Origin of the sequence: Micromonospora sp. DT201 (genome assembly GCF_049841575.1) — a bacterium.
Lineage (GTDB): Bacteria > Actinomycetota > Actinomycetes > Mycobacteriales > Micromonosporaceae > Micromonospora.
The window spans coordinates 116,019-141,562 of record NZ_JBNCKP010000008.1 but is presented as its reverse complement, the minus strand read 5'-3'; the positions used below and the strand labels follow the sequence as shown (position 1 = coordinate 141,562).

Here is a 25,544-nt window from a genome sequence, read left to right as displayed (position 1 = left end):
GTCGCTGCGAGTACTTACCTGAGCGCACTCTCCCTCATCGAGAGTGCGCTGGCCCCGTGCATCTGCACGAGGGCCGTTTTTATTGCCGTCGGAACCTGGCGAGGCGGGCCCCGCCCGTGTCGCATCGCTTGACTAGCCACCAGCCACTCCAGCCGAAGGCCAGAACCGCCATGACGAGACCCACGCCAGAGACCCTCGCCCACACCGCCCGCCGGGCCCGCGCGACCGCCGACCCGGCTGTCGACAACGACCCGGCCGCCGCACGAAGCGCGGCCACCCCAACCGTTCCGGCGGTACGGCCCACCGCTGCGGCCCAGCTCTCCGGGGCCGGCTCGCTGGTGCGGTCCCTCGAGGCGCTCGGTGTCGACGTCGTCTTCGGCATCCCGGGCGGTGCGATCCTGCCGGCCTACGACCCGCTCTACGACTCCACCGTCCGGCACATCCTGGTGCGACACGAGCAGGGCGCGGGGCACGCGGCGACCGGTTACGCGCAGGCCACCGGCAAGGTGGGTGTCTGCATGGCCACCTCCGGCCCGGGGGCGACGAACCTGGTCACCCCGATCGCCGACGCGTACATGGACTCGGTGGCGATGGTGGCGATCACCGGGCAGGTGGCTCGTCCGGCGATCGGCACCGACGCCTTCCAGGAGGCGGACATCCAGGGCATCACCCTGCCGATCACCAAGCACAACTTCCTCGTCCAGAACGCCGAGGAGATCCCGCAGGTGCTGGCCGAGGCGTTCCACCTGGCCCTCAGCGGGCGGCCCGGCCCGGTGCTCGTCGACATCCCCAAGGACGTGCTCCAGGCGCCGACCACCTTCGTCTGGCCGCCCACCCTGGACCTGCCCGGCTACCGGCCCACCCTGCACCCGCACGGCAAGCAGATCCGCGAGGCGGCGCGGCTGCTGGCTTCCGCCCGCCGTCCGGTGCTGTATGTGGGCGGCGGGGTGCTCAAGGCCGGCGCCACCGACGGGCTGCGCCAGCTGGCCGAGCTGACCGGCATCCCGGTCGTCACCACGCTGATGGCGCTCGGCGCGTTCCCCGACTCGCATCAGCAGCACCTGGGCATGCCCGGCATGCACGGCACGGTCGCCGCGGTCTACGGCCTGCAGAAGGCCGATCTGATCGTCGCGCTGGGTGCGCGGTTCGACGACCGGGTCACCGGCAAGCTGGACTCGTTCGCCCCGGACGCGACAGTGGTGCACGCGGACATCGACCCTGCGGAGATCGGCAAGAACCGGCACGTGGACGTGCCGATCGTCGGGGACGCCAAGCACGTCATCGACGAGCTGATCGCCGCGGTGACGGCCGAGCGGTCGGCGGGGCACACCACCGACCTGGGTGACTGGTGGACTCAGCTGGACGACCTGCGTAACCGTTACCCGCTGGGCTATGACGAGCCGGCCGACGGCACGCTCTCCCCGCAGTACGTGATCAAGCGGCTTGGCGAGATCGTCGGCTCCGACGCGATCTTTGTGGCCGGGGTGGGCCAGCACCAGATGTGGGCGTCCCAGTTCATCTCCTACGAGAAGCCGTACACCTGGTTGAACTCCGGCGGCCTCGGCACGATGGGCTACGCGGTGCCGGCGGCGATGGGCGCCAAGGTCGGCAAGCCGGACACGGTGGTCTGGGCCGTGGACGGTGACGGCTGCTTCCAGATGACCAATCAGGAGCTGGCCACCTGCGCGCTGGAGGGCATCCCGGTCAAGATCGCCGTCATCAACAATGGCAATCTCGGCATGGTCCGGCAGTGGCAGACGCTGTTCTACAACGAGCGCTACTCCAACACTGATCTAGGCACCCACAAGCACCGCATTCCTGACTTCGTCAAGCTCGCCGAGGCGCTCGGCTGCATCGGGCTGCGCTGCGAGAACGCGGCCGACGTGGACAAGACCATCGCCGCCGCCATGGAGATCAACGACGCCCCGGTGGTGATCGACTTCGTGGTCGGCAAGGACGCGATGGTCTGGCCGATGGTCGCCGCCGGCACCAGCAACGACGAGATCATGTTCGCCCGCGGCGTCCGCCCGGTCTTCGACGAGGATGACATTTAATGACCATGCACACCCTTTCCGTGCTCGTGGAAAACAAGCCCGGTGTCCTCGCTCGGGTTTCCGGCCTGTTCTCCCGGCGCGGGTTCAACATCGACAGTCTCGCCGTGGGCGAGACCGAGAACCCGGACGTCTCCCGGATCACCATCGTGGTCAACGCGGATTCGTCCCCGTTGGAGCAGGTCACCAAGCAGCTGAACAAGCTGGTCAACGTGCTCAAGATCGTTGAGCTGGATCCGCAGGTCTCGGTTGCCCGGGAGTTGCTGCTGGTGAAGGTCCGCGCCGACCGGGCCGCGCGGTCCCAGGTGCTGGAGACCGTCAACCTGTTCCGCGCCCGGGTGGTCGACGTCGCACCGGACACGCTGACCATCGAGGCCACCGGCACCCCTGACAAGCTCGACGCGCTGCTCCGCGACCTTGAGGCCTACGGCATCAAGGAAATGGTCCAGTCCGGGCTGGTGGCGATCGGGCGCGGCTCGCGTTCGATCACCGCCGGTCCCGCGCTACGGGCTGCCTGAACCGACCCATCCGCACCAACCACGACGGGCCAACGGGCCGCCGTACCGAAAGGGAAGTTCTCATGAGCGTTGAGGTGTACTACGACGACGATGCCGACCTCGGCCTGATCCAGGCCAAGAAGGTCGCGGTGATCGGCTATGGCAGCCAGGGTCACGCCCACGCGCTGTCGCTGCGTGACTCCGGCGTCGACGTGGTGATCGGTCTGCCGGAGGGCTCGAAGAGCCGTCCCAAGGCCGAGGAGCAGGGCCTTCGGGTGGTCACACCGGCACAGGCCGCCGCCGAGGCCGATGTGATCATGGTGCTCGCGCCGGACACCGCCCAGCGTTCCCTCTACACCGAGTCGATCGCCCCGCACCTCGCCCCGGGCAAGGCGATCTTCTTCGGCCACGGCTTCAACATCCGGTACGGCCTGATCAAGCCGCCGGCCGAGGTGGACGTGGCGATGGTCGCGCCGAAGGGCCCCGGCCACCTGGTCCGCCGCCAGTACGCCGACGGCAAGGGCGTGCCCTGCCTCGTCGCCGTGGAGCAGGACGCCAGCGGCAACGCGCTCGCCCTCGCCCTGGCGTACGCCAAGGGGATCGGCGGCACCCGCGCCGGCGCGATCAGGACCACCTTCACCGAGGAGACCGAAACCGACCTCTTCGGCGAGCAGGCGGTGTTGTGCGGTGGTGCGGCGGCGCTGGTGCAGACCGGGTTCGAGGTGCTCACCGAGGCGGGCTACGCCCCGGAGATCGCCTACTTCGAGTGCCTGCACGAGCTGAAGCTGATCGTCGACCTCATGTACGAGGGCGGCATCGCGAAGATGCGCTACAGCATCTCCGACACCGCCGAGTACGGCGACCTCTCCCGTGGTCCGCGCATCATCGACTCCCGGGTCAAGGACGAGATGCGCAAGATCCTGGGTGAGATCCAGTCCGGCGAGTTCGCCCGCGAGTGGGTTGCCGAGGACGAGGCCGGCCGGCCCAACTTCACCAAGTGGCAGGCCGAGGGCGCGGCGCACCCGATCGAGGAGACTGGCAAGAAGCTGCGCGGCATGATGAGCTGGGTCGACCGCCCGATCACCGAGACCGCCTGACAGCACGGCGCGACCGCCCGGCCGGACAGACACGGCCGGGCGGTCCCCGCGTTTCGCCAGCCGTCTTCGAGCGCCCTGGCCTCACGGCCAGCCTCCTCGTACCCGGTCGGTCCCGGACCAGCCGGCGGTAGAGCGTGGCCGCCCCCGTCCGCGACGGCCGTACGCGCAAGCAGCGAAGCCGCGTCGGCTGCTCACCTGGTGGGACCGGGTGACAAACGCCTCGGCCACCATCGGACCGAACCGCGCGAGATCGATGCGGGTCAGCTGTCGGGGCAGCGTGCTGCGCATGGTGAGCGACACGGGCGGCTCCTCCCGAGGTGCTGGGCCTCCGGTTGCGGAGGGCCAGGGCAACCATGTCGGTCAGGTGAACGGCCGATGTCCGCCGGCGAACCCGGCGTGTGAGAGCCCTCACCCCGCAGAGCGGAACATGCCGGCCAGCGAGGCCCCTACGATCGCGGGTAGGTGCGCAGCCGGCACCTGACGGCCACGGCACGGATCAGCGCAGGGCGCAGTGCAGCGCTCGTCGCCCCGGCCGATCGCATACCGACCTCTACGAGGACCCATGAATCCTGTCGTACTGATCGCCGAAGAACTCGCCCCCGCCGCCATCGAGGTGCTCGCCCACGACTTCGACGTCCGTCACGTCGACGGCACCGACCGTCCGGCCCTGCTCTCGGCGCTCTCCGAGGCCGACGCCGTCATCGTGCGCAGCGCGACCCAGATCGACGCCGAGGCGGTCGCCGCCGCGCCGCGACTCAAGGTGGTCGCCCGCGCGGGTGTCGGGCTGGACAACGTCGAGGTGCCGGCCGCCACCGCCCGGGGCGTGATGGTCGTCAACGCGCCCACCTCCAACATCGTCTCCGCCGCCGAGCAGGCCGTCGCACTGCTGCTCGCCGTGGCCCGTAACACCGCCAGCGCCAGCTCCGCGCTCAAGGCGGGGGAGTGGAAGCGGTCGAAGTACACGGGCGTCGAGGTGCAGGGCAAGACCGTCGGCGTGGTCGGGCTCGGTCGCATCGGGGTGCTCTTCGCGTCTCGCATCGCCGCGTTCGGTACCCGGCTGATCGCGTACGACCCGTACATCCAGCCGGCTCGTGCGGCGCAGCTCGGCGTACGCCTGGTGGGGCTGGAGGAGTTGCTGCGGGAGAGCGACTTCATCTCCATCCACCTGCCGAAGACGCCGGAGACGGTGGGCCTGATCGGTGAGAAGGAGCTGGCGATCGTCAAGCCCGGCGTTCGCATCATCAACGCCGCTCGTGGTGGGCTGGTCGACGAGCAGGCGCTCGCGGACGCGATCGCCGAGGGCCGGGTCGCCGGCGCCGGCGTCGACGTGTACAGCAAGGAGCCGTGCACCTCGTCGCCGCTGTTCGCCTTCGACAATGTGGTGGCCACCCCGCACCTCGGTGCGTCCACCCACGAGGCGCAGGACAAGGCCGGTCTCGCCGTGGCCAAGAGCGTCAAGCTCGCGTTGCAGGGCGAGTTCGTCCCGGATGCGGTCAACGTGCAGGCCGGCGGCGTGGTCGCCGAGGATGTCCGGCCGCTGCTGCCGTTGGCGGAGAAGCTCGGCCGGGCTTTCACCGCGGTCGCCGGTGGTGTCGCCGCCAGCGTCTCGGTCGAGGTACGCGGCGAGATCGTCAGCCACGACGTGTCGGTGCTCAAGCTCGCCGCCACGAAGGGGCTGTTCAGCTCTGTGGTCGAGGAACAGGTCACCTACGTCAACGCCCCGCACCTGGCCGCCGAGCGTGGCGTCGAGGTCACCCTGGCGACTCTGGTCGAGACGGCCGAGCAGCCCACCCTCGTCACCGTGCGCGGCGCGCTGCCGGACGGCCGGACGGTCAGCGTCTCCGGCACGGTCACCCACTCGGGTGCACGGGACGTCCTCAAGCTGACCGAGGTGGACGGCTTCGATGTGGAGATCGGCGCGGAGGGCATCCTGCTCTTCCTGCGCTACGTCGACCGGCCCGGCGTCGTCGGCACGGTCGGCACGCTGCTCGGCGAGTCGGGCATCAACATCGCCGCCATGCAGGTGGCTCGGCGTGAGGCGGGCGGCGAGACGCTGATGACGCTCACTGTCGACCAAGCGCTCGGCGCCGACCTGCTCACCTCGGCCGCCGACTCGATCGGTGCCACGGCGGCCAGCGCCGCTGACCTGCGCGACGAGTAACCGACGACAAGCACCATGGGGGCCCGGCGATCCGCTGGGCCCCTTTTGTCGTACCTCCCGGTGGCGTCGAAACTCGCGCCGGGACGGGTAGCCGGCTGGTCAGCCAGGCAGCCGGGCTGGGGGCGGGTAGACCGACCCGTCCTGCGGGTCGAACAGCATCAACCCGTGCTCGCCGGCCAGCCGCTCGATGTCCAGTAGCACCTGGTCCGCGCAGGTCGGGTGCAGGTTCAGCTCGACATGGTCGTGGGCGGCGTGCAGTGGCGCCACCGCCCACGGGCTTTCCGCCCCGGGGTGGCGGTCCGGATAGGAGGCGGTGATCGCCCGGTAGAAGCTGACCACCCGTGGGTCCGGGTAACGGTCGACGTGTCGCCCCTGTCGGCAACCGTCGACCGCTGTCCGCACGTCCTCGGGCGTCGCCCCGTCCTCCAGGGCCCACACGCTCAGATCGAAACTCACGGCGGATAGCGTGCCATCCGCCGTTCACCATGTCGAAACTGCCTCGCCGCCGGTCAACCGTCGATTTCCGCAGTATCCGTTCACGACGGTCTGTTGTAGAGCCTCTTGCGTAGAGTTGCGTCGATTCGCTAGCGTACGCACTGCGGTCACTGGCCGAGTTCGAGGCGCCGGCCCGTCTTCGGGTGGCGCGGTCGACGTCCGGCCCCGACCGGTCCGCACCCCTCGATTGTGCGAGCCACGCGCACTCGTCGCTGACCGGCCCCCACGGTCGTTGCCGAGAGCGTGGGGGCCGATCGCAATCCCGAGACGCCGGCCGGGGATCCCGAGGCGCGCATCGGGCGCAGCGGTCCTTGCCTTCAGCGCCGGTGTGCGAAGAGCGCGCGATAGTCGGAGTTGCCCCTGAACCACGCCAGGCCGGTGGGGCCAGCGGCGTAGAGCGCGGTGGCAAAGCCGTCGGCAATCGTCAGGTCGGGGCCCACGACGGTTGCGGCGACGAGTTGGTTGGCCGGCTCGCCGGTGTGCGGGTCCACCACGTGCCCCTGCCGCCCGCTCACCCCCGAGGTGCCGACCGCGCCAGCGGTCATCTCCAGCACCAGCGGCGCGCGCTTGGGTGCGGTCGGGTGGTGCACCGCGACCCGCCAGGGCCCACCGTGCGGCGCGTGGCCGCGGACAACGAGGTCAGCGCCAGCGAGTACGGCGTAGTCGTGGATGCCGGCGGCGCGAAGCCTCTCCGCGACGCGTTCCACCGCCCAGCCGCCGAGCAGACCGCCCGGGTCGAAGCCGCCGGGCACCGCCCAGGCGTCGAACCACCCGTCGGTGGCCGCGCGCATGGCCGCGCAGCGGTCCACCAGGTCGGCGAGCGGTGGGTACGACTCAGGGCTGATCTCGCCCCGACGCAGCCGGGAAACCAGGCTCTCCGGTCGGTTGGGGCCGTAGGTGAGGTCGACGGCGCGCAGCTCCGCGACGCTGTCCCGCAGAGCCTCGCCCACGCCCCGGCGGCCGAGCCACTCGGGGGCGTTGAGGAAGAGTGTGTATTCGGCGGTCGCGGTGCGTACGGTGTGCTGCACCGCGATTCGGCCTTCGGTGGCGCTGGTCGAGTCGATGCGGTGCCGGCGGCTGCCGAGTCGAAGGTCCGGCCGGCGGTTGCGGAACGCCGACGGGTCCGGCCAGCGGGTCCGCGGCTGCTCGTCGATGCGCATCGCATCTGCCCCCTCGCACTTGGCGCCGCGTCGTCGCGGCCGGTCCTCAGCAGGCCGCCGCGACCCGCCGACTACCACGGTAGGCAGCGGAGATGACCGCCTCATGAGTTCTAGCTGAGAGGCTGCTGTGCATCTAGCTGTCCCATAATATGGACGCCGCGTACCGGGAGGCGGGACGGCGACGTACCGTTGCCCGGAGTGGAACCGTTGAGCAGAGGAGTGCGGTCGTGGCGCAGATCGCGGTGGTGGCCGGGGACGGCATCGGACCCGAGGTGGTCGCGCAGGCCCGCAAGGTCCTCGACGCGGTGTTGCCCAACGTGCAGGCCACCGAGTACGACCTCGGCGCGGCCCGCTGGCACCGTACCGGAGAGGTCCTGCCCGACTCGGTCCTGGCCGAGTTGGCCGGGCACGACGCGATCCTGCTCGGCGCGGTCGGTGACCCGACGGTCCCGCCGGGCGTGCTCGAGCGAGGGCTGCTCCTCAAGCTTCGGTTCGCCTTCGACCAGTACGTCAACCTGCGCCCGTCCCGGCTCTGGCCCGGGGTCGCCGGCCCGCTGGGCAACGTGAAGCCGGGCGAGGTCGACCTCGTGGTGGTGCGCGAGGGCACCGAAGGGCTCTACGCCGGCGCCGGTGGTTCGCTGCACCGTGACACCCCCGCCGAGGTCGCCACGGAGGAGAGCCTGAACACCCGGCACGGCGTGGAGCGGGTGATCCGCGACGCGTTCGCCCGCGCCGACCGCCGGGAGCGGCGCAAGGTCACCATGGTGCACAAGACCAACGTGCTCACCCACGCCGGGTCGCTCTGGGCGCGCACCTTCGACGCGGTCGCCGCCGAGCACCCGGACGTCGCCACCGAATACCAGCACGTCGACGCGGCCGCCATGTTCCTGGTCACCCAGCCGCAGCGTTACGACGTGGTGGTCACCGACAACCTCTTCGGCGACATCCTCACCGACATCGCCGCCGCGGTCACCGGCGGGATCGGGCTGGCCGCCAGTGGCTGCATCAACCCCGAGGGCGCGTACCCGTCGATGTTCGAGCCGGTACACGGCTCGGCACCGGACATCGCCGGGCAGGGCACCGCCGACCCGGTCGCCGCGGTGCTCTCCGCCGCGCTGCTGCTGGAGCAGCTCGGGCACACCGAGGCTGCGGCTCGGGTCAACGCGGCGGTCGCCGCCGAGTTGGCCAGCCGGGTTCCGGGCGTCACGCTGCGTACCGAAGAGGTCGGGGACCGGCTCGCCGCTCACGCCGTAGCCTGATCGCCCCGGTGCCGGCCTGGCCGGGCACTCTGTCTCGCCCGAGCGGCGCTACCCGCTGAACGACCGTTCGGGGTAAGTTTCTGGCACAGCCAAGTCGGTGTGCGGTCCCGCATGCCGTTGTCCCCCAGGGAGGTCAGCGCGATGAGCGGTGGTGACAAGCTCGACTTCGAGATCCGTCCGAATCCCGCGCCGGTATCCGCAGCCGATCGGGCCGCCCTGCTGGCCAACCCCGGATTCGGCCGAGTCTTCACCGACCACATGGTCACCGTCCGCTACGCCGAGGGCAAGGGTTGGTACGACGCCCGGGTGGAGGCGCGGGGGCCGATTCCGATGGACCCGGCCAGCGCGGTGCTGCACTACGCGCAGGAGATCTTCGAGGGTCTGAAGGCGTACCGGACGGCCGACGGCGGCGTGACGATGTTCCGGCCGGATGCCAACGCGGCCCGGTTCGTCACCTCGGCGCAGCGGATGGCGATGCCGGAGCTGCCGCCGGAGGTGTTCGTCGACTCGCTGCACAAGCTCATCGAGATCGACCGGGAGTGGATCCCCACCGGCGAGGACGGCAGCCTCTACCTGCGGCCGTTCATGTTCGCCAGCGAGGTCTTCCTCGGCGTCCGCCCGGCCAACGAATACCTCTACATGGTGATCGCCTCACCTGTCGGCGCGTACTTCACCGGTGGGGTCAAGCCGGTCACCGTCTGGGTCTCTCCGGACTACACCCGGGCCGCGCCCGGCGGCACCGGCGCGGCCAAGTGCGGCGGCAACTATGCCGCGTCGCTGGCGGCCCAGGCGGAGGCCATCGAGGCGGGCTGCGACCAGGTCGTCTTCCTGGACGCGGTGGAGCGCCGGTTCGTCGACGAGCTGGGCGGCATGAACGTCTTCTTCGTCTACGACGACGACACGCTGGTCACCCCGCCGTTGACCGGCACGATCCTGCCGGGCATCACCCGCGACGCCATCCTCGCGCTGGCCGGTGCCGCCGGGCACCAGGTCGAGGAGCGGCCGGTCAGCTTCGCCGACTGGCAGGCCGACGCGGCAAGCGGTCGCCTCCGCGAGGTGTTCGCCTGCGGCACCGCCGCGGTGGTCACCCCGATCGGTGGGGTCCGCTTCCCCGACGGCGAGTTTCTGATCGGCGGCGGCGAGCCTGGCCGGGTCACCATGGCACTGCGTCAGCAATTGGTGGACATCCAGCGTGGCAACGCGGCCGACACGCACGGTTGGGTGCAGCGGGTCATCTGACATCCGTCGCTGGCCGGCCCGTCCAGCCGGACGGGCCGGCGCAGTCGGCTTGGGCCTCGACGGGCTACGCCTCGACGGGCTACGCCTCGGTGGGCTCGTCGAGCAGGTGGTCGCGGAGGGCGGCGAGCTGCTCGTCGGTCACCCCGGCGTGCCGCAGGTACGCCTCGACGGAACCGTGCCCCTCGCGCAGCTCGTCGAGGAAGATCTGCATCGCCTCGGCGGGTGAGGCCAGGAACGGCGCCGGCACGTCCACGCCGTCCGGGTGGGTGGCCGCCAACCAGGCGCTGAACCGGGCCGACGCCTCGCTGCTGAGCGCGTAGTCCGCAGCGACGTCCGCGTCGTCGACGCCGAGCACGGCGAGGGTCAGGGCGCAGACGATGCCGGTGCGGTCCTTGCCGGCGACGCAGTGCACCACCACCGGGGCATTGGCGGAGTCGGCGATCAGCCCGACGGCCTCGGCCAGCCCGGCGGTGCCGGTCTGTGCCAGGTCGGCGTAACGGTCCGCGAGGTAGCGGGCCAGGCTGGCGCCTTCCTCGTGCGGCTTACCCGCCCAGTCGTCGTGCTCCGGGTGGATGTTCCGGTAGGTCAGCCCCTGGTACGACGGCACCCGGCCATCCCGCTCCACCTCGGTGGGGCGGCGCAGGTCGATGACGGTTCGGATCCCGACCGCGGCGAACGCGTCCTGGTCCTGGTCGGTGAGGCGGTGCAGCGAGTCGGAACGGTAGAGGCGGCCCCGGCGTACGGGTCGGTCGTCGTGGCCCAGGTAGCCACCGACGTCGCGAAAGTTGAAGGTGGCGGGCAGCGAGATCTGGCGGTTGTCGTCGATGGCGTCCACGCTCACACGGTAACGGCCGGTGGGGCCACACCCCACCGGCCGTCAGGCTGAACAGTTACCGTGCCGTGCCCGGCGGGAGCGCGCCGTACGTCTCGTCGTAGTAGCCGCCCAACTGATCCCGGTAGCTCGGGTCGCTGTGGCTGGTCTCGTCGTACTCCGGGGCGGCCTTGATCTGGTCCCGGGTCCGGTCGACCGAAACGGTGCGTTGGTCGTGGTCGACCTGGTTGACGGTGCCGGCCGGCAGCAGCACCTTCTTGCCGAAGATCCAGGTGCCGGTGTCCACCACCAGGTAGCTGCCGTCCACCTCGTGGCTGGCGCTGTCAATCTTGCCGATACCACCGTCAGTTGCCTCGACCTTGTAGCCGACCAGGTCAGCGTCGGCCACCCCGGCCTGGTCCCGGTAACGCCAGGGGTCGAACGTGCCGGCCGGCGCGCCGCCGGGCACGGTGCCCTGGTCACCGCCGCGCAGCGGGTCCGGCCCGGCGTGGGTGGCGTGTGGATCGATCCTGTCCATGCCGTTCACTCCTGACTGTCGCCGATCATCGGCGTAGGTGGGTGCGTTCCCCGCAGGAGCTACCCGGCCGTCGGGGGCCGGAAACGGCGCGAGGTTGGGGCCGCGGCGCGGCGCGAGGCTGGGGCCGCAGAGACGGCGACGGGCCGACGCCGCGAGGTGCGGCATCGGCCCGTCGGGGCGTACGTGCTCAGGCCAGTGCGGCCTCGGCGTCCAGGGTGACCGCCGCGGCGTGCACCACGGCGGAGATCCGCAGGGCCTCGTGCACCTGCTCCCGGGTGAAGCCGCTGCCGCGCAGCGCCTTCTCGTGCGACTCCAGGCACACACCGCAGCCGGTGATCGCCGACACGGCGAGGCACCAGAGCTCGAAGTCGCCCTTGTCCACACCGGGCTTCGCGATGATCTGCATCCGCAGCCGGGCTGGCATCGAGGCGTACTGCTCGTCGCCGATGAGGTGCTTGGCCCGGTAGTAGATGTTGTTCATCGCCATGATCGCCGCGGCGCCCTTGGCCGCCTCGACACCCTCCGGCCCGAGGTGACCGAGCGCCTCGGCCGCGATCTCGCGCAGCACCAGCGGGTTGCGGGCGGCCACCGCACAGGCCAGCGCGGTGCCCCAGGTCTGCACCGGGGTCAGCGTCGAGGTGCCGACCGTGGAGCCCAGGTTGAGCTTGATGTCCTTGGCGTACTCGGGCAGGGCCGCCTTGACCGCGTCCAGACCCATCCTCAGACCCCGGCAGCGGCGAGGAGCGCGTTGGCGTCGAGGGTCTCGCCACCCTTGTTCCAGTTGCACGGGCACAGCTCGTCGGTCTGCAGCGCGTCGAGCACCCGCAGCACCTCGGAGACGTTACGGCCGACCGAGCCGGCGGTGACCATGGCGAACTGGATCTCGTTGTTCGGGTCGACGATGAAGGTCGCCCGCTGGGCCACGCCGTCCTCGCCGAGCACACCGCAGGCGGCGGAGAGCTCACGCTTGATGTCGCTGAGCATCGGGAACGGCAGCTCCCGAAGGTCCGGGTGATCCTTGCGCCACGCGTAGTGGACGAACTCGTTGTCCACGGACGCCCCGAGGACCTGTGCATCCCGATCGGCGAACTCGCCGTTGAGTCGACCGAACTCGGCGATCTCGGTCGGGCAGATGAACGTGAAGTCCTTCGGCCAGAAGAAAACCACCCGCCACTTGCCCTCGTGGGACTTGTGGTTGATCGTCTCGAACGCCTTGTTGGCGTCAAGCGAGACGCAGGCGGTGAGTTCGTACTCAGGGAAGCGGTCACCGACAGTGAGCACTGGTCCTCCTTGTGGGCGGCACGGTGGCCGTTAACTGGATCTGTTCCAGATACTTCCGCATCGCGGTTTTCGCCGGTCGCCGGCCTGGGCGCGTGTGAAGCCGATCACCGGCAGCGGGTCCCGGGCGAAGCCCGGCGACGACTCGACGAAGAGCACTCTCTGTCACTGTCTCGCTATGTGGATTGTTCTTCCCAAATTCGAACGAGGGGTGGCAGAGTGGCGATCGTGACCAGCACCTTCCTGATTATTGCGACCTAGCGCGCCGGCCCTCCCCTCCGCCGAGCGCGCAGACCTCCCGCATCCGCGGGGGGTTTTTTGTTGCTCCGAGAAAGGATCCTGATGACGTTCCAGGTCTACGACACGACGTTGCGCGACGGTGCCCAGCGCGAGGGGCTCACCTACTCGGTGGTCGACAAGCTGGCGGTGGCCCGGCTGCTCGACGAGTTCGGCGTCGGCTTCATCGAGGGCGGGTGGCCGGGCGCGGTGCCCAAGGACACCGAATTCTTCCGCCGGGCGCGCACCGAACTTGACCTGCGGCACGCCGTGCTTGTGGCGTTCGGGGCCACTCGCAAGGCCGGTGTCCCGGTCACCGAAGACCCGCAGGTGCGCGCCCTGCTGGACGCACAGACCCCGGCGGTGGCGCTGGTCGCCAAGGCCGACATCCGGCACGTCGAGCGTGCGCTGCGCACCACAGGCGCGGAAAACCTGGCGATGATCCACGACACCGTCAGCCACCTCGTCCGTGAGGGCCGACGGGTCTTCGTCGACGGCGAACACTTCTTCGACGGCTACCGGCACGACCCCGCGTACGGCGCGGCCGTGGTGCAGACCGCGTTGGCCGCCGGCGCCGAGCGGATGGTGCTCTGCGACACCAACGGTGGGATGCTGCCGTCCCAGGTGACAGCTGCCATCGTCGACCTGACCAACAGGCTGGGAATCGACGCCGGGCTGCTCGGCATGCACGCGCAGAACGACACCGCCTGCGCGGTGGCCAACACGATCGCCGCCGTGGAGGCGGGGGTCCGCCACGTCCAGGGCACCGCCAACGGGTACGGCGAACGCCCGGGCAACGCCGACATCTTCGCGGTCGTCGCCAACCTTCAACTCAAGCTGGGCATGCCGGTCCTACCGGAGGGCTGCCTGGCACAGATGGTGCGGGTCTCGCACGCCATCGCCGAGATCGCCAACATCGCCCCCGACACCCACCAGGCGTACGTCGGGGCTGCCGCCTTCGCTCACAAGGCGGGGCTGCACGCGAGCGCGATCAAGGTCGACCCGTTGCTCTACAACCATGTGGACCCGTCGGTGGTAGGCAACGACATGCGGATCCTGATCACCGAGATGGCCGGTCGGGCCAGCGTCGAGCTCAAGAGTCGCGAGCTCGGTCTGGACCTGGCCGCCAGTCCGGAGGCACTGACCCGGGTCACCAAGCGGGTCAAGGAGTTGGAGGCGGTGGGCTGGTCCTTCGAGGCCGCGGACGCCTCCTTCGAACTGCTCGTTCGCTCCGAGTTGCCGGAGGGGGGCCCCGCCCGACCGTTCACTCTGGAGTCGTACCGGGTGTTGGTCGAGCACCGCGAGGACGGCGCGGTGGTCTCCGAGGCGACCGTCAAGATCCGGGTACGCGGTGAGCGGGTGATCGCCACCGCCGAGGGCAACGGCCCGGTCAACGCGCTCGACGAGGCGCTGCGGGTGGGCTTGGCCCGGCACTACCCGCAGTTGCGCGCCTTCGAGTTGGCCGACTACAAGGTACGCATCCTCGAGGGCAGCCACGGCACCGGCGCGGTGACCCGGGTGCTGCTGGAAACGGCAAACGGCACCGGCCGAGACTGGACCACGGTAGGCGTGCACCCCAACGTGGTAGAGGCCAGCTGGCACGCCCTGGTAGACGCCCTCACCTACGGCCTAGCCCCCACAACCGTCTAACCCACCCACCCCACCCACCCCACCCCCCCATCCCCCTCCCCACCCCACCCCACCCCCACCCCCACCCTCGCGATCTTGCACTTTGTGTCGTCGGTATGAGGCTTTTGCGCTTTATGACGGGACAGTAAGTGCAAGATCGCGGGGGCTGGGAGAGGGGCGGGGTGGGGTGGGGTGGGGGTGGGGTGGGGGGTGGGGTGGTTAGGGGGTTGGGAGGGTCAGGGTGGCTAGGACGGGGCGGTGGTCGCTGCCGGGGAGGGCGAGCACCCGTACCGAGCGGACTGCGATGCGCCGGTCGACCAGCACGTGGTCGATGGTTACCGGTGGGATGAAGTCACCGTCGTACGGCCCCCAGGTGCCGATCAAGCCCTTCCCGGCGGCGTCGGCGGCGTCGACGTAACCGCTGCGCAGCAGGGCCCGCAGGGGGCTGTGGTCGAGGGTGGCGTTGAAGTCCCCGGCAAGGATCTGCAGGCCACCGTCCGGGGTGGCCGGAGGTTGGGCGGTCAGGTCGGCACGCCACGGGCCGACCTGGTCCAGCGCGTACGGGGCCGAGGGATGGGCCGACTCGACGCGAACAGGGGGCGCGCCAGGGGCGGCTAGTGTCCCGTACGCCTGGGTGAAACCCCACCCGTTGAGGTTGCGCCGGAGGCCGACGTCCGTGATCGGCCACCGCGAGTAGAGCCCGGAGCCGGCTGTGCCAATCTCCGGATTGAGTTGCCGGTGCGGCAGCAGCCGGTCGAGGCCGAGCTGATCCAGGGCGGCCTGCGCGTCCGGTGTGAACTCCTGCACGGTGAGCACGTCCACCTCGTGCCGACGGACCAGGTCGACAAGTGTCCGCGCGTCGCCGGAGCCGGCGAGCAGGTTGGCGGTGAGCAGCCGCACGGTCGGCCCGGTCGCCGCCGGCTGCGGGGCGGCCAGCGCGCGGGGGGCGACGGCGCCGACCAGTGCCACCGCTGCCAGGGCCGCGATCGCCGCTGGCCACCAGCGCCGCAGGGCGAGCGCGAGAGTCAGGGCCAGCATGCTGAAGCCCGCGACGTACGGCGTGAAGGCGAGCGCCTGCACCAGCGGCCCCCGGTCCAGGCCGACCAGCCGGACGGCGGCCCAGAGAGCTGTCGGTACGACCGTCAGCCAGCAGAGCACCGTGCCCAGCCGAGCTCTGCGGTACCACCTCGGTGTGGGTGTGGGCGTGGGCGTGGACGGAGCGCCGGCGATCATGATGGTGATCCTAGCGGGCGCCTCGAAACCATTTCACGAATAGTAGTGCGTTCACATTTCACAATTATCTGACGACTGATTGATAGCTCGATAAAGTGAGATCAACTATTGACGTCCTGCTTTTTGTGGTGCTACGTTCCATCTGGCTTATACGACGCAACTCTGAGTAGTATCACCAGCTCAGAGCGGATGTAGATCGTTGAGAAATCAACCTCACCGGGTGCATGTGAGTGAGCTTTCCCCCCGCCCTACTGTCGTCGTCCGCCTATTTGTGGGCAGCCATCCGTCCCGCCCCGCGGGTCGGCCGAATTCGCACGGTCACACAAGGGGGACCTGTCATGGAAAAATCCTTCCGACGTAAGGCGACAGCGGTCACGTTCGCTGTCCTGGCGCTCACCCTGGCTGGTGGGGGGATCGCCGTCGCCCAGCCGTCGGCGAAGGCACCGCAGGCGGCCATCAAGCCGACGGCCCGTGGTACGGACAGCCAGCCGCCGGTCAGCGCCGAGTCGGCGCGCCTGTCGAAGGCCGCGCTGAAGGCGGGTGGGGTCAGCACGATGGCGGCCTCCGTCAGCATCACTGTCGTCAACTCCAACGGCACCAAGGCGCACGGCGCCGGCACCGTGATCAAGTACGGCACCGGGCAGTACGAGGTCCAGTTCGGCTACGTCGTCTCGTCCGCTGTCATCGTGGCGACCGTCGGCCGGGCTGACAACTGCTGCATCCCGCCGGCCGGCGAGGTCTCGGTCGCGCCCCGGCTCCTCACGCCGAACGGGGTCTTCGTGCAGACCCGCAATTCATTCGGTCAACCGGCCAACCTGGGCTTCCACCTGGTCGTCCACACGCCCTGACCGAGTCGACATCCGGCCCCCGCGCCCCGCGCGCGGGGGCCGGCACCTTTGCGCTCACCGCGCGCCGGCCCGTCGACCGCACCTCGTCGAGCCCGTCCCGGCCCGGCCGGCTGCCCGGCCCGGGCGGTGGGCATCCGGGGGCATGATCCACTCCAGGTCGCCGACATTGCGGTTTCCCTCGTCGCGGATACCGCCATGTCGGCGAAACGGAGTGGATCAGCAGGCCTGCGGCGGCGGGATGGCGGTCCGCGCGGTCGTCACCGCCGACCGACTCGTGGCGGCTCGCGTCGGTCGTGCTCTTCCTGACTGTCCCTGATCGCTCGGGCTGTTCTTGGCCGGCTCGTGCCGATCATCACCCTTCCGCGCGGCTCATCCCCATTCGGGCCACTCCCGGCCCATCCGGGCCGCACAATCCGACGTTTGCCGGGGCCTCGCCCCGGGAAGCAAGCACCGTGACGGACATCTCGGACACCCTGGCCAGCATGCCCACCTCGGTCGATCCCGAGCCGACCGGCGTCGAGCTGGACCAGACTCTCTTCGAGGTCAAACGCGTGATCGTCGGGCAGGATCGGCTCGTCCAACGCCTGCTCACCGCACTGATCGCCAATGGGCACTGTCTCCTGGAGGGAGTGCCCGGGGTGGCCAAGACCCTGGCCGCGCAGACCCTCGCCACCGTGGTCGGCGGCACCTTCTCCCGGATTCAGTTCACCCCGGACCTGGTCCCCTCCGACATCGTCGGCACCCGAATCTACCGGGCCTCCAAGGAGGCCTTCGACGTCGAACTGGGCCCGATCATGGCCAACCTGGTGCTGGCCGACGAGATCAACCGCGCCCCGGCCAAGGTGCAGTCCGCGCTCCTGGAGGCGATGGCCGAACGGCAGGTCTCCATCGGCGGGCGCAGCTGGCCGGTCCCGGAGCCGTTCCTGGTGCTGGCCACCCAGAACCCGATCGAGTCCGAGGGCGTCTACCAACTTCCGGAGGCGCAGCGCGACAGGTTCCTGATGAAGGTGGTGGTCGACTACCCCAGCGACGCCGACGAACTGGCCATCCTCTACCGAATGAGCACCGACCGGCCGAGCCCGCGCCAGGTGCTCGATGCGCAACGGCTGCGGGACCTCCAGGCCCATGCCGAGCGGGTCTTCGTCCACCACGCGTTGGCGGAGTACGTGGTGCGGCTGATACTCGCCACCCGCGACCCGGGTCGGTTCGGGCTGCCGGAGATCGCCCCGCTGTTGGCGTACGGGGCCAGCCCGCGAGCCACCCTCGGCCTCGTCGCGGCCGCCCGGGCACAGGCTCTGCTGCGCGGGCGGGAGTACGTGCTGCCCGAGGACGTCCGTGATCTCGCCGTCGACGTCCTCGCCCACCGGCTGGTGCTCTCCTTCGACGCGGTGGCCGACGGGGTGTCGGCCGAGAGCGTGGTGCGGCGCCTGGTCGAGGCGGTGCCTCCGCCCCGGCTGGCCAACGGAAACCCACAGCAGGCGCCGGATCTGGCGGCGGCATGAGACGCGCGAAGGTCGCTCCGGCCGCCGCGCCAGCTGACCCCGGCCTGGCGGAGCTGACTCCGGACCAGCGGCTGCGCCGCCTGGAGCTGACCGTCACGCGCCGACTGAATGGCCTGTTGCACGGCCAGTACCGTGGCCTGCTGCCCGGCCCAGGCAGTGAACCCGCCGGCAGCCGCGAGTACCGGCCGGGCGAGGACGAGGTCCGTCGGATGGACTGGGCGGTGACGGCCCGCACCGCCGTGCCGCACGTCCGTCAGGTCGACGCCGACCGGGAACTGACCACCTGGCTGCTGGTCGACGGCAGCGCCAGCATGGAGTTCGGCACCGCCGAGTTGGACAAGCGGGAACTGGCGGTGGCCGCGGTCGCGGCGGTGGGCTTCCTGACCGCAGGCGTCGGCAACCGTCTCGGCGCCCAGGTGCTGCGTGCAGACGGGGTACGCCGCTTCCCGGCCCGCAGCGGGCGTACCCACCTGCTCGCCCTGCTCCGCGCGCTGCTTGCCGCCCCACGCCCCACCGCGCCCGGCGGCCGACCGGGGTGGAGGCCGGCGGCCGGAGCACTCGCCGAGCCGCCCGACCTGACGGACGGGCTCGACGCGTTGCAGCGGATCGCCAACCGACGTGGGTTGGTCGTGGTGGTCTCCGACTTCCTCGACGGCCTGCCCGACGACCCCGGACAGCCGGCGCCCTGGGAGCGGACCATGCGTCGGCTGGCCGCCCGGCACCAGGTGCTGGCGATCGAGGTGACCGACCCGCGCGAGCTGGAGCTCCCGGACGTCGGCCTGATCACGCTCGTCGACCCGGAGACCGGCCGCCGCCGCGAGGTGTGCACATCGGACCGCCGACTGCGCGAGCGGTTCGCCGAGGCAGCCGCCGCCCAGCGTGAGCAGGTCCACCAGGCGTTGCGCCGCAGCGGAGCCACCCACCTGGCCCTGCGCACCGACGGGGACTGGAGTGCGGACATCGTCCGACACGTACACGCCCAGCGCCGGCTGGCCGCCGCGCCGGTCCGTCAACCACGGGGAGGTGCCGCGTGATCTGGCAGTCGCCGCTGCGACTCTGGCTACTGCTCGGCGTGCTCGCCCTGGTCGTCGCGTACCTGGTGATGCAGCGCGGACGCAGCCGGTACGCGGTCCGCTTCACCAACCTGCGGCTGCTGGACCGGGTGGCACCAGAGCGCCCCGCCTGGCGTCGGCACGTGCCGGCCGGGCTCTTCCTGGCCATGCTTGCGCTGCTCGTGGTCGGCTTCGCCCGCCCCAGCGCCGAAGTTCGGGTGCCCCGGGAACGTGCCACGGTGATGGTGGCGGTGGACGTGTCCACCTCGATGCTCGCCACCGATGTGGAGCCGGACCGGTTGGCTGCGGCGAAAGAGGCGGCCCGGCGCTTCGTCGAGGGCCTGCCCGACGAGTTCAACGTGGGTCTCGTCGCGTTCGCCGGCAGCGCGGCCGTGCTGGTGCCGCCAGGCACCGACCGGGACGCCCTCGACGAGGGGATCGGCCGACTGGCCGAGGGGATCACCGGCGTGCAGGGTACGGCGATCGGCGAGGCGATCAACACATCCCTCAGCGCGGTCAAGAGCCTGGACAGTGCGGCCGCGAAGGAGACGCCACCGGCTCGGATCATCCTGCTCTCCGACGGCGCCAACACCTCCGGCATGGATCCGATGGAGGCGGCGGCGGAGGCGGTGACGGCGGAGGTGCCGGTGCACGCCATCTCCTTCGGAACACCGTCCGGATTCGTGGACCGCGGTGGACGACCCATCCAGGTGCCGGTCGACGGGCAGACCCTCAAGGCGGTCGCCGAGGAGACCGGCGGGATGTTCCACGAGGCCAGCACCACCGACGAACTCCGGGCCGTCTACGACGACATTGGCAGCTCGGTCGGCTACCGCACCGAGCGGCAGGACGTCTCGGCCCGGTTCATCGGTCTCGGACTGGTATTCGCGATGGGGGCCGCCGTCGGCTCGATGCGCTGGTTCTCCCGCTTGCCCTGACCGCCGCTCACCACCGACGTCGACTGTGAGGAGTACGCATGGCAGTGCAGACCGGACTGGGCGAACCGCGCGGTCCCTGGTTCATCTCACCGGAAGTAGATCCGGACGGGCGCGGGTGGTGGGACGCGCCCGAACGTGACCCGGGCGGGCGACGGCCCCGACGGCTACTCGCCGCGCTGGCCGTGGTGGCGGTCTCCGCCCTCTCGGGTGCCGTCGCCGGTGGCGTGGTGGCCGCCCGGGACGGGGCTCCGGGCCCGGCTGCGGCGTCCGCCGCCCCGGTGCCGGCCGAGCTGGTCACCGCGGCTGAGCGGACCGTACCCGGGGTGGTGTCGGTGCTGGCCGGCGGTGCGAGCGGCGGGTCCGCGACCGGCTCGGGCTTCGCCGTGGACGACCAGCAGCACCTGATCACCAACGATCACATCCTGGCCAAGGGGGGTGGCGGGCCGGTGACCGTGGAGCTGCCCGACGGCCGCCGGTTCGCTGCCGTGGTGGTCGGACGGGAGCCGCGCAGCGACCTGGCGGTACTGAAGGTGCCGGCAGCGGCGGGCCTCGCCCCGCTGCCCCTGGCCAAGCCGGGCGCGATCCGGGTCGGTGAGCCGGTGCTCGCGGTGGGCTCGCCGCTCGGTCTGGCCGGAACGGTCACCGCGGGCATCATCAGCGCGTTGGACCGCCAGGTGCGGCTGGGCAACAACCGGCACAGTGCGGTGCAGACCGACGCGTCCATCAACCCCGGCAACTCGGGTGGACCGCTGGTCAACGCCCGCGGGGAGGTGGTCGGAGTAAACACCGCCATTGCCACCATCGACGGGAGCGGATCGATCGGCATCGGGTTCGCCATCCCGATCGACCAGGTGCAGCAGACCGCCGACACGATCATCGGCAAGGGTGGCTGAGCTGCCCGGACAGCCTGGCCGCGCGCAATGGGAACGCCGCCAGTGTCAGATATCCGGCGTGACGGCATCGGGCCATGGAAATATTACGGTCGATCTGGATACTGGCGGAGGTGGAGCGTCCTCTTCTCGCGGTCCTCCTGCTGGTGGGCCTGGTCATCGGATGTGCAGTGGGGTCGGCGTACGCCCGGGCACGACGCGGGTGGAACGATTACCAGACCGTCAAGAAATCGGTGCCGGGTGCCCGGAGAGGCGCCTGGTCGCTGATCCGCGGGGTCGCCGTGAAGGCCGGGGTGATCGCGTTGCTGCTCTTCGGCGCAGCGGCGTACGCGGCGGTCGGCGACGACGACGAAACTGCCGGGCCAGCGCCCAGCCAGTCCCCGACGCAGAGTGAGCCTCCGCACCGATAACTCCCGGCCGGTCGCCGCGCGTTAGCCTCGGGGCGTGGACGACGGACTGCGGGTGACCGACCGGTGGGTCGTCCCCGCCGGGGAGCTGCGGGAGCGCTTCTCCCGCTCGTCGGGGCCGGGTGGGCAGGGCGTGAACACCGCGGACTCCCGGGTCGAGCTGAGCTACGACCTGGCGAACTCGCCGGCCGTGCCCGAGTGGCTGCGGTCGCGAGCGCTGGCCCGGCTGGCCAACCGACTGGTCGACGGGGTGCTGACGATCGCCGCCAGCGAGCACCGGGCACAACTGGCCAATCGGGAGGCGGCCCGCGAACGGATGACCGCGCTGCTGCGTGAGGCCGCCGCACCCCCACCGCCGCCCCGCCGAGCGACCCGCCCGTCCCGTGGGGCCAAGGAGCGCCGGTTGGCCGAGAAGAAACGCCAGTCCCAGCGCAAGCGGGACCGCCGCGCCGACGACGACTAGGGCCGGCTCAGGCCGGGACGGCGGTGAGCAGCCGGTCGCGTAGCACAGCGGCCCGGTCGGCGAACGCGCGCTGCGCCGCCGCGTACTCCGCGCGGCCCTCCGGAGTCTCCACCCGCACCGGCGGATAGCCGAGTGCCGCCAGGTCGTACGGGCTGGCCCGCATGTCCAGCGTGCGGATATCCCTGGCCAGGTCGAACGTGTCGGCCACCAGCTCCGATCCGACCAGTGGGGACAACTTGTACGCCCACTTGTACAGATCCATGTTGGCGTGCAGGCACCCCGGCTGCTCAAGAGCGTGCTGCGTCTCCCGGGTCGGGTTGAGCAGGTTCAACGGCCGGGCCGGCGGTGTGAAGAACCGGAACGCGTCGAAGTGGCTGCACCGCACGCCCCGCTCCTCGACGACCGCGGCTGTCCGCTCCGGGGTCAGCCGCAGCGGCCAGGCGTTGTGCCGCAGCTCCGCAGGGGTCTGCCGGTAGACCATCGCCCACTCGTGCATCCCGAAGCAGCCGAAGTGTGGCGCTCGCCCACGGGTGGCCGCGAGCAGGGAGCGGATCCAGGCGATCGACTCGCCGCGCCGCTCGCGTACCGCATCGGTGTCGAGGGTGACCCCGGCGGCGGTGGCGCGGTAGTCCCGGCCGAATTCGGCCGGATCGGCATCGCGCAGCTCGACCCCCGCGCCCGGGTGCCAGCGACGAAGCTGGGCCGGGCGGTGCGAGTAGTAGGTGAACAGGAAGTCGGCGACCGGATGCCGCTCACCGCGTCGTCGGCGGGCCAGGTGCGGGGTCAGCCAGACGTCCACCCGCTCCTCGTGGGCCCGCCGACGGGCCTGCCACTGGGCCACGTCGAGCACGGCGGGGGCGAGGGCGGCGGTCACGCAAACCAGGGTACGACCGCCGCCCGTTCACCGATCAGGGCATGTCCACCCGCACGCCGGCGGAGAACACCCCGCTGCGCAGCTCCAACTGCTGGGGCGGGTCCCGCCCGTCGACGGTGAAGACCAGCGGAAGCACCATCCGAGTGCCCGCTGCCATCGGGTCGGCGAAGACGTCCCGACCCAGGTTGGCCGCCCGGGTGGCCGGCTCGTCGGTGCTCACCCAGCGCCCACCGGGCAGGTAGGCCCGTTGCAGCTGACTGTGCCAGGGTTGGTGGTCGCCGGTGACGTTGCGCACACCCACGGTGGCCTGGCAGCGTCGACCGTTGGCCGGCGCGGCCGCACTGCCGCCCTCAGCTTTTCCGGCGGTGCCGGGCGCGCCGCAGGACATCCGATACACGGTGAATTCGAACGCCGACTCCCGAAGTGGCACGCCCACCGGTCCACTGACGCCGGTGCCCATCCACGCGCCGCTGGTGGGTTGCTTCTCCGTGTCGATCGCCGAAACCTGCCGAGTCGCCGTCCACCCCGCGGTGCCGACGACGGCGGCCAGTACCGCCACGGCCGCACCTACGACCAACCAGACCGGCGGGGTACGCCGACGCCTCGCCGTGCTCGGGGCTGCCGGACGCGGATAGATCGTTCCGCGGCCACTGTCGGGCCCGCCCCCAGCGGACAGTGCCGCAGCCGTCACCCGACGCCCGCGCCGACGTCGCCACACCCAGACCAGGGCGGCGCTGATCAGCAGCAGGACGGCCAGTCCGGCGAGCAGCACCGGGTACCGACGCCAGGGCGGCGCCTCGGTGACCTCGGCCGCCGGTGCGCCTGCCGCCTTCCAGGTGGCCGTGGCGCAGTCGTACGGCCGGGTCCCGTCACTGGTGAACGCGCACGTCGGCGCGGTCAGCGGCTGGCCGGGCGCGGTCGTGGCGAGCGCGGTGCCCAGCGTGGTGGTGCTGTGTGCCGGCAGCCTCAGCCGCCAGGTCACCTCGGTGGCGGACCCGCCAGCCCGGGTGGACTGGCCGCCGGCGCTGATCGCCGTCGGTGACGATCCGGGCGGCAGCTCCTGGCGCACGGTGGTTTCCACCGGCGCGTTGCCAACGTTGCGCACCTGGATCCGATACCTCGGCGCGGGGCTGCTCTCCGGGGCGACCGCCACCGTGACCTGCTGCGGGGGCGCCGACGCCGGTGCCCGGGATGGTGGTGCCATCGCCGGTGGCGCCGAGGGCGGGGTGGGCTCGACGATCACCCGCGCGACCACCGCGACCGGTGGCTGCGTGGCCTCTGCCGGCGCAGCCGTCGGCACCCCGGGTGACGTGGTGCTCGGTCGTGTTGTGGCGCCCGGTCGTGTTGTGGCAGTCGGTCTTGGTGTGGCAGTCGGTCTTGGTGTGGCAGCCGGTGATCGAGGTGTGGCGGCTTCTGGCCGTGTCGTGGCCGCCGGTGGTCGTGGCGCGGCCGCCGCCTCCGGAGCCGCCGCTGGCAGGGCCGGCACGGCGGCGAGGATGCCGAGGCAGTGCACGAACACTGCGAGGGCTCTGTGGTGTCGTGTCGATGCAGGCATACGAACGAACCTCCGGAGCCGACGCTAGGGGCGAGCCGCCTCCGTGCGGGTACGAAGTCGGGAAGCCCGCCCCGGTCACCTCCAGCTCCGGTAAGGTGCCGCGCGCTGACGGGTTGAGCACACCCCGCGGCCGGTCCTGGCCGGTAGACGTGTCGGCGGGGCTAGATTGGCCGGGTGCGTATCGCTCGTTTCGCCCATGCCAAGGGAATGTCGTTCGGTGCCGTCGAAGGCGAACCGGAGGCCGGGCCGCAGGGCCTGACCATCGCCGAGATCGAGGGCCACCCGTTCGGCAAACTCTCCTTCAGTGGGGCCCGCTGGGCCCTCTCCGACGTCCGACTGCTCTCGCCGATCCTGCCCAGCAAGGTCGTCTGCGTCGGCCGGAACTACGCCGACCACGCCGCCGAACACGGCAACGACGTGCCCAAGGAGCCGCTGCTCTTCCTCAAGCCGTCCACCTCGGTGATCGGCCCCCGGGACGCCATCCGGCTGCCGATCTTCTCGAAGCAGGTCGAGCACGAGGCGGAGCTCGCGGTCGTGATCGGGGCGCCAGGCGCGCGCCGCGCCGACCGGGCCGCCGCCGAACGCGCCATCTTCGGCTACACCTGCGCCAACGACGTCACCGCTCGGGACCTCCAGCGTTCGGACGGGCAATGGACCCGTGCCAAGGGCTTCGACTCGTTCTGCCCGATCGGCCCGTGGATCACCACCGGCCTGGACGTCTCCGACCTGGAGATCCGGTGTGAGGTGGGTCGCAACCCGGAGGAGATGGAGGTACGCCAACTCGGCCGGACGAAGGACATGGTCTTCGACGTTGCGGGCCTCGTGTCGTACATCTCGCACGTGATGACCCTGCTGCCCGGCGACGTCGTTCTCACCGGCACTCCGGCAGGGGTTAGCCCGCTTGTCGAGGGGGATACGGTCACCGTGCGGATCGAGGGCATCGGCGAGCTCACCAACCCGGTGGTTCCCGTCGCCTGATCCGCCGGATGCCCCTGTTTCCGCAGCTCACAGGTGGTTCAGGGGATCGGATTTGGCCTGCCGGTGCCGGGAGGGTAAAGTTCACTCCCGGCACCGCAAGGGGCCAATGGGGTATGGGGTAATTGGCAGCCCGACTGATTCTGGTTCAGTTAGTCTAGGTTCGAGTCCTGGTACCCCAGCGCTACCGGAATTCGCGAGAATTCCGGACGCTGGATTCTGACGGAGTTCGACTCCGCCCCTCCGGGGGCGGAGAGTGGTCTCTGGTGGAGTGCAGCTCCTTCGCCCGTCAGGGTGGGGGAGCGAGAAGTAGTTC

The 25,544-nt window shown here is 70.8% G+C and carries 24 protein-coding genes and 1 tRNA gene; 16 read left to right on the top strand and 9 right to left on the bottom strand.

The features are described from left to right. The first annotated feature begins 170 nt into the window (after positions 1 to 170). From ACLQ28_RS16255 to serA, 4 genes are all read left to right on the top strand, one after another. Complete coding sequence (locus ACLQ28_RS16255) at positions 171 to 2,054, top strand: acetolactate synthase large subunit (protein ID WP_425687098.1); 1,884 nt, start codon at positions 171 to 173, stop codon at positions 2,052 to 2,054. Beyond that, positions 2,054 to 2,569 carry an acetolactate synthase small subunit gene (gene ilvN, locus ACLQ28_RS16250; RefSeq protein ID WP_425687097.1) on the top strand — a complete coding sequence of 172 codons (516 nt, stop codon included), beginning with the start codon at positions 2,054 to 2,056 and terminating at the stop codon, positions 2,567 to 2,569. The genes ACLQ28_RS16255 and ilvN overlap by 1 nt, the downstream gene beginning before the upstream one ends. A 62-nt stretch (positions 2,570 to 2,631) precedes the next feature. Beyond that, positions 2,632 to 3,645 carry a ketol-acid reductoisomerase gene (gene ilvC / locus ACLQ28_RS16245; protein ID WP_425687096.1) on the top strand — a complete coding sequence of 338 codons (1,014 nt, stop codon included), beginning with the start codon at positions 2,632 to 2,634 and terminating at the stop codon, positions 3,643 to 3,645. A 562-nt stretch (positions 3,646 to 4,207) separates the two neighbouring features. Further along, the gene (gene serA, locus ACLQ28_RS16240) at positions 4,208 to 5,806 is read left to right on the top strand and encodes a phosphoglycerate dehydrogenase (RefSeq protein ID WP_425687095.1); all 1,599 of its coding nucleotides are present in this window, start codon (positions 4,208 to 4,210) and stop codon (positions 5,804 to 5,806) included. A gap of 99 nt (positions 5,807 to 5,905) precedes the next feature. Here serA and ACLQ28_RS16235 read toward each other — a convergent pair whose 3' ends face one another. Continuing rightward, on the bottom strand, positions 5,906 to 6,262 hold the full coding sequence (locus tag ACLQ28_RS16235; RefSeq protein ID WP_425687094.1) for a hypothetical protein: 357 nt from the start codon (positions 6,260 to 6,262) through the stop codon (positions 5,906 to 5,908). A gap of 356 nt (positions 6,263 to 6,618) precedes the next feature. Next, a complete protein-coding gene (locus ACLQ28_RS16230; protein ID WP_425687093.1) occupies positions 6,619 to 7,461 on the bottom strand; it encodes an FAD:protein FMN transferase in 843 nt (280 codons plus the stop codon). Between the two features lie 227 nt (positions 7,462 to 7,688). Here ACLQ28_RS16230 and ACLQ28_RS16225 point away from each other — a divergent pair, with 227 nt between their 5' ends. Further along, a complete protein-coding gene (locus tag ACLQ28_RS16225) occupies positions 7,689 to 8,720 on the top strand; it encodes a 3-isopropylmalate dehydrogenase (RefSeq protein ID WP_425687092.1) in 1,032 nt (343 codons plus the stop codon). A gap of 141 nt (positions 8,721 to 8,861) precedes the next feature. Beyond that, a complete protein-coding gene (locus tag ACLQ28_RS16220) occupies positions 8,862 to 9,959 on the top strand; it encodes a branched-chain amino acid aminotransferase (protein WP_425687091.1) in 1,098 nt (365 codons plus the stop codon). 79 nt (positions 9,960 to 10,038) lie between these two features. Here ACLQ28_RS16220 and ACLQ28_RS16215 read toward each other — a convergent pair whose 3' ends face one another. The 4 genes from ACLQ28_RS16215 to ACLQ28_RS16200 form a co-directional block, all read right to left on the bottom strand. After that, positions 10,039 to 10,794, bottom strand: a complete 756-nt coding sequence (locus tag ACLQ28_RS16215) for a tyrosine-protein phosphatase (RefSeq protein ID WP_425687090.1) — start codon at positions 10,792 to 10,794, stop codon at positions 10,039 to 10,041. A 55-nt stretch (positions 10,795 to 10,849) separates the two neighbouring features. Continuing rightward, on the bottom strand, positions 10,850 to 11,308 hold the full coding sequence (locus ACLQ28_RS16210; RefSeq protein WP_425687089.1) for a PRC-barrel domain-containing protein: 459 nt from the start codon (positions 11,306 to 11,308) through the stop codon (positions 10,850 to 10,852). A 187-nt stretch (positions 11,309 to 11,495) separates the two neighbouring features. Beyond that, positions 11,496 to 12,026: a carboxymuconolactone decarboxylase family protein gene (locus ACLQ28_RS16205; protein WP_425687088.1), complete on the bottom strand. Its 531-nt coding sequence runs from the start codon at positions 12,024 to 12,026 to the stop codon at positions 11,496 to 11,498. Between the two features lie 2 nt (positions 12,027 to 12,028). Further along, entirely contained in the window at positions 12,029 to 12,589 is a 561-nt protein-coding gene (locus ACLQ28_RS16200) for a peroxiredoxin (RefSeq protein WP_425687087.1), read from the bottom strand. A 339-nt stretch (positions 12,590 to 12,928) separates the two neighbouring features. Here ACLQ28_RS16200 and cimA point away from each other — a divergent pair, with 339 nt between their 5' ends. Beyond that, positions 12,929 to 14,512, top strand: coding sequence for a citramalate synthase (cimA, locus tag ACLQ28_RS16195; protein ID WP_425687086.1), 1,584 nt, complete (start codon positions 12,929 to 12,931; stop codon positions 14,510 to 14,512). Positions 14,513 to 14,710: 198 nt separating this feature from the next. On the opposite strand, the gene ACLQ28_RS16190 is transcribed toward cimA, so the two are convergent. Beyond that, the gene (locus tag ACLQ28_RS16190) at positions 14,711 to 15,649 is read right to left on the bottom strand and encodes an endonuclease/exonuclease/phosphatase family protein (RefSeq protein WP_425687201.1); all 939 of its coding nucleotides are present in this window, start codon (positions 15,647 to 15,649) and stop codon (positions 14,711 to 14,713) included. A gap of 413 nt (positions 15,650 to 16,062) precedes the next feature. On the opposite strand from ACLQ28_RS16190, the gene ACLQ28_RS16185 reads away from it, so the two are divergent. The 7 genes from ACLQ28_RS16185 (at position 16,063) to arfB (ending at position 21,824) form a co-directional block, all read left to right on the top strand. Continuing rightward, positions 16,063 to 16,572 carry a hypothetical protein gene (locus ACLQ28_RS16185; RefSeq protein WP_425687085.1) on the top strand — a complete coding sequence of 170 codons (510 nt, stop codon included), beginning with the start codon at positions 16,063 to 16,065 and terminating at the stop codon, positions 16,570 to 16,572. Between the two features lie 452 nt (positions 16,573 to 17,024). Beyond that, positions 17,025 to 18,074, top strand: coding sequence for an AAA family ATPase (locus ACLQ28_RS16180; RefSeq protein ID WP_425687084.1), 1,050 nt, complete (start codon positions 17,025 to 17,027; stop codon positions 18,072 to 18,074). After that, a complete protein-coding gene (locus ACLQ28_RS16175; protein ID WP_425687083.1) occupies positions 18,071 to 19,108 on the top strand; it encodes a DUF58 domain-containing protein in 1,038 nt (345 codons plus the stop codon). The genes ACLQ28_RS16180 and ACLQ28_RS16175 overlap by 4 nt, the downstream gene beginning before the upstream one ends. Continuing rightward, complete coding sequence (locus ACLQ28_RS16170; RefSeq protein ID WP_425687082.1) at positions 19,105 to 20,064, top strand: VWA domain-containing protein; 960 nt, start codon at positions 19,105 to 19,107, stop codon at positions 20,062 to 20,064. Before ACLQ28_RS16175 ends, ACLQ28_RS16170 begins: the two co-directional genes overlap by 4 nt. Positions 20,065 to 20,102: 38 nt before the next feature. Then, positions 20,103 to 20,957, top strand: coding sequence for a S1C family serine protease (locus tag ACLQ28_RS16165; protein ID WP_425687081.1), 855 nt, complete (start codon positions 20,103 to 20,105; stop codon positions 20,955 to 20,957). 110 nt (positions 20,958 to 21,067) lie between these two features. Beyond that, the gene (locus tag ACLQ28_RS16160; protein WP_425687080.1) at positions 21,068 to 21,364 is read left to right on the top strand and encodes a hypothetical protein; all 297 of its coding nucleotides are present in this window, start codon (positions 21,068 to 21,070) and stop codon (positions 21,362 to 21,364) included. Between the two features lie 34 nt (positions 21,365 to 21,398). Further along, the gene (gene arfB / locus ACLQ28_RS16155; protein WP_354974009.1) at positions 21,399 to 21,824 is read left to right on the top strand and encodes an alternative ribosome rescue aminoacyl-tRNA hydrolase ArfB; all 426 of its coding nucleotides are present in this window, start codon (positions 21,399 to 21,401) and stop codon (positions 21,822 to 21,824) included. A 7-nt stretch (positions 21,825 to 21,831) separates the two neighbouring features. Here arfB and ACLQ28_RS16150 read toward each other — a convergent pair whose 3' ends face one another. Beyond that, a complete protein-coding gene (locus tag ACLQ28_RS16150; RefSeq protein ID WP_425687079.1) occupies positions 21,832 to 22,698 on the bottom strand; it encodes a 3-methyladenine DNA glycosylase in 867 nt (288 codons plus the stop codon). A 34-nt stretch (positions 22,699 to 22,732) separates the two neighbouring features. Beyond that, positions 22,733 to 24,253, bottom strand: a complete 1,521-nt coding sequence (locus ACLQ28_RS16145) for a hypothetical protein (RefSeq protein WP_425687078.1) — start codon at positions 24,251 to 24,253, stop codon at positions 22,733 to 22,735. A gap of 174 nt (positions 24,254 to 24,427) precedes the next feature. On the opposite strand from ACLQ28_RS16145, the gene ACLQ28_RS16140 reads away from it, so the two are divergent. Beyond that, positions 24,428 to 25,231: a fumarylacetoacetate hydrolase family protein gene (locus ACLQ28_RS16140; protein ID WP_425687077.1), complete on the top strand. Its 804-nt coding sequence runs from the start codon at positions 24,428 to 24,430 to the stop codon at positions 25,229 to 25,231. A gap of 107 nt (positions 25,232 to 25,338) precedes the next feature. Next, positions 25,339 to 25,410 (top strand) — tRNA-Gln (locus ACLQ28_RS16135). Positions 25,411 to 25,544: the final 134 nt, after the last annotated feature.

Excerpts from the sequence above, each read along its gene's own strand:
- ACLQ28_RS16210 (WP_425687089.1), bottom strand. The coding sequence starts at position 11,308 with ATGGACAGGATCGATCCACACGCCACCCACGCCGGGCCGGACCCGCTG.
- ACLQ28_RS16220 (WP_425687091.1), top strand. The coding sequence starts at position 8,862 with ATGAGCGGTGGTGACAAGCTCGACTTCGAGATCCGTCCGAATCCCGCG.
- serA (WP_425687095.1), top strand. The coding sequence starts at position 4,208 with ATGAATCCTGTCGTACTGATCGCCGAAGAACTCGCCCCCGCCGCCATC.
- ACLQ28_RS16185 (WP_425687085.1), top strand. The coding sequence starts at position 16,063 with ATGGAAAAATCCTTCCGACGTAAGGCGACAGCGGTCACGTTCGCTGTC.
- ACLQ28_RS16175 (WP_425687083.1), top strand. The coding sequence starts at position 18,071 with ATGAGACGCGCGAAGGTCGCTCCGGCCGCCGCGCCAGCTGACCCCGGC.
- ACLQ28_RS16145 (WP_425687078.1), bottom strand. The coding sequence starts at position 24,253 with ATGCCTGCATCGACACGACACCACAGAGCCCTCGCAGTGTTCGTGCAC.
- ACLQ28_RS16230 (WP_425687093.1), bottom strand. The coding sequence starts at position 7,461 with ATGCGCATCGACGAGCAGCCGCGGACCCGCTGGCCGGACCCGTCGGCG.
- ACLQ28_RS16165 (WP_425687081.1), top strand. The coding sequence starts at position 20,103 with ATGGCAGTGCAGACCGGACTGGGCGAACCGCGCGGTCCCTGGTTCATC.
- ACLQ28_RS16205 (WP_425687088.1), bottom strand. The coding sequence starts at position 12,026 with ATGGGTCTGGACGCGGTCAAGGCGGCCCTGCCCGAGTACGCCAAGGAC.
- ACLQ28_RS16255 (WP_425687098.1), top strand. The coding sequence starts at position 171 with ATGACGAGACCCACGCCAGAGACCCTCGCCCACACCGCCCGCCGGGCC.
- ilvC (WP_425687096.1), top strand. The coding sequence starts at position 2,632 with ATGAGCGTTGAGGTGTACTACGACGACGATGCCGACCTCGGCCTGATC.
- ilvN (WP_425687097.1), top strand. The coding sequence starts at position 2,054 with ATGACCATGCACACCCTTTCCGTGCTCGTGGAAAACAAGCCCGGTGTC.
- cimA (WP_425687086.1), top strand. The coding sequence starts at position 12,929 with ATGACGTTCCAGGTCTACGACACGACGTTGCGCGACGGTGCCCAGCGC.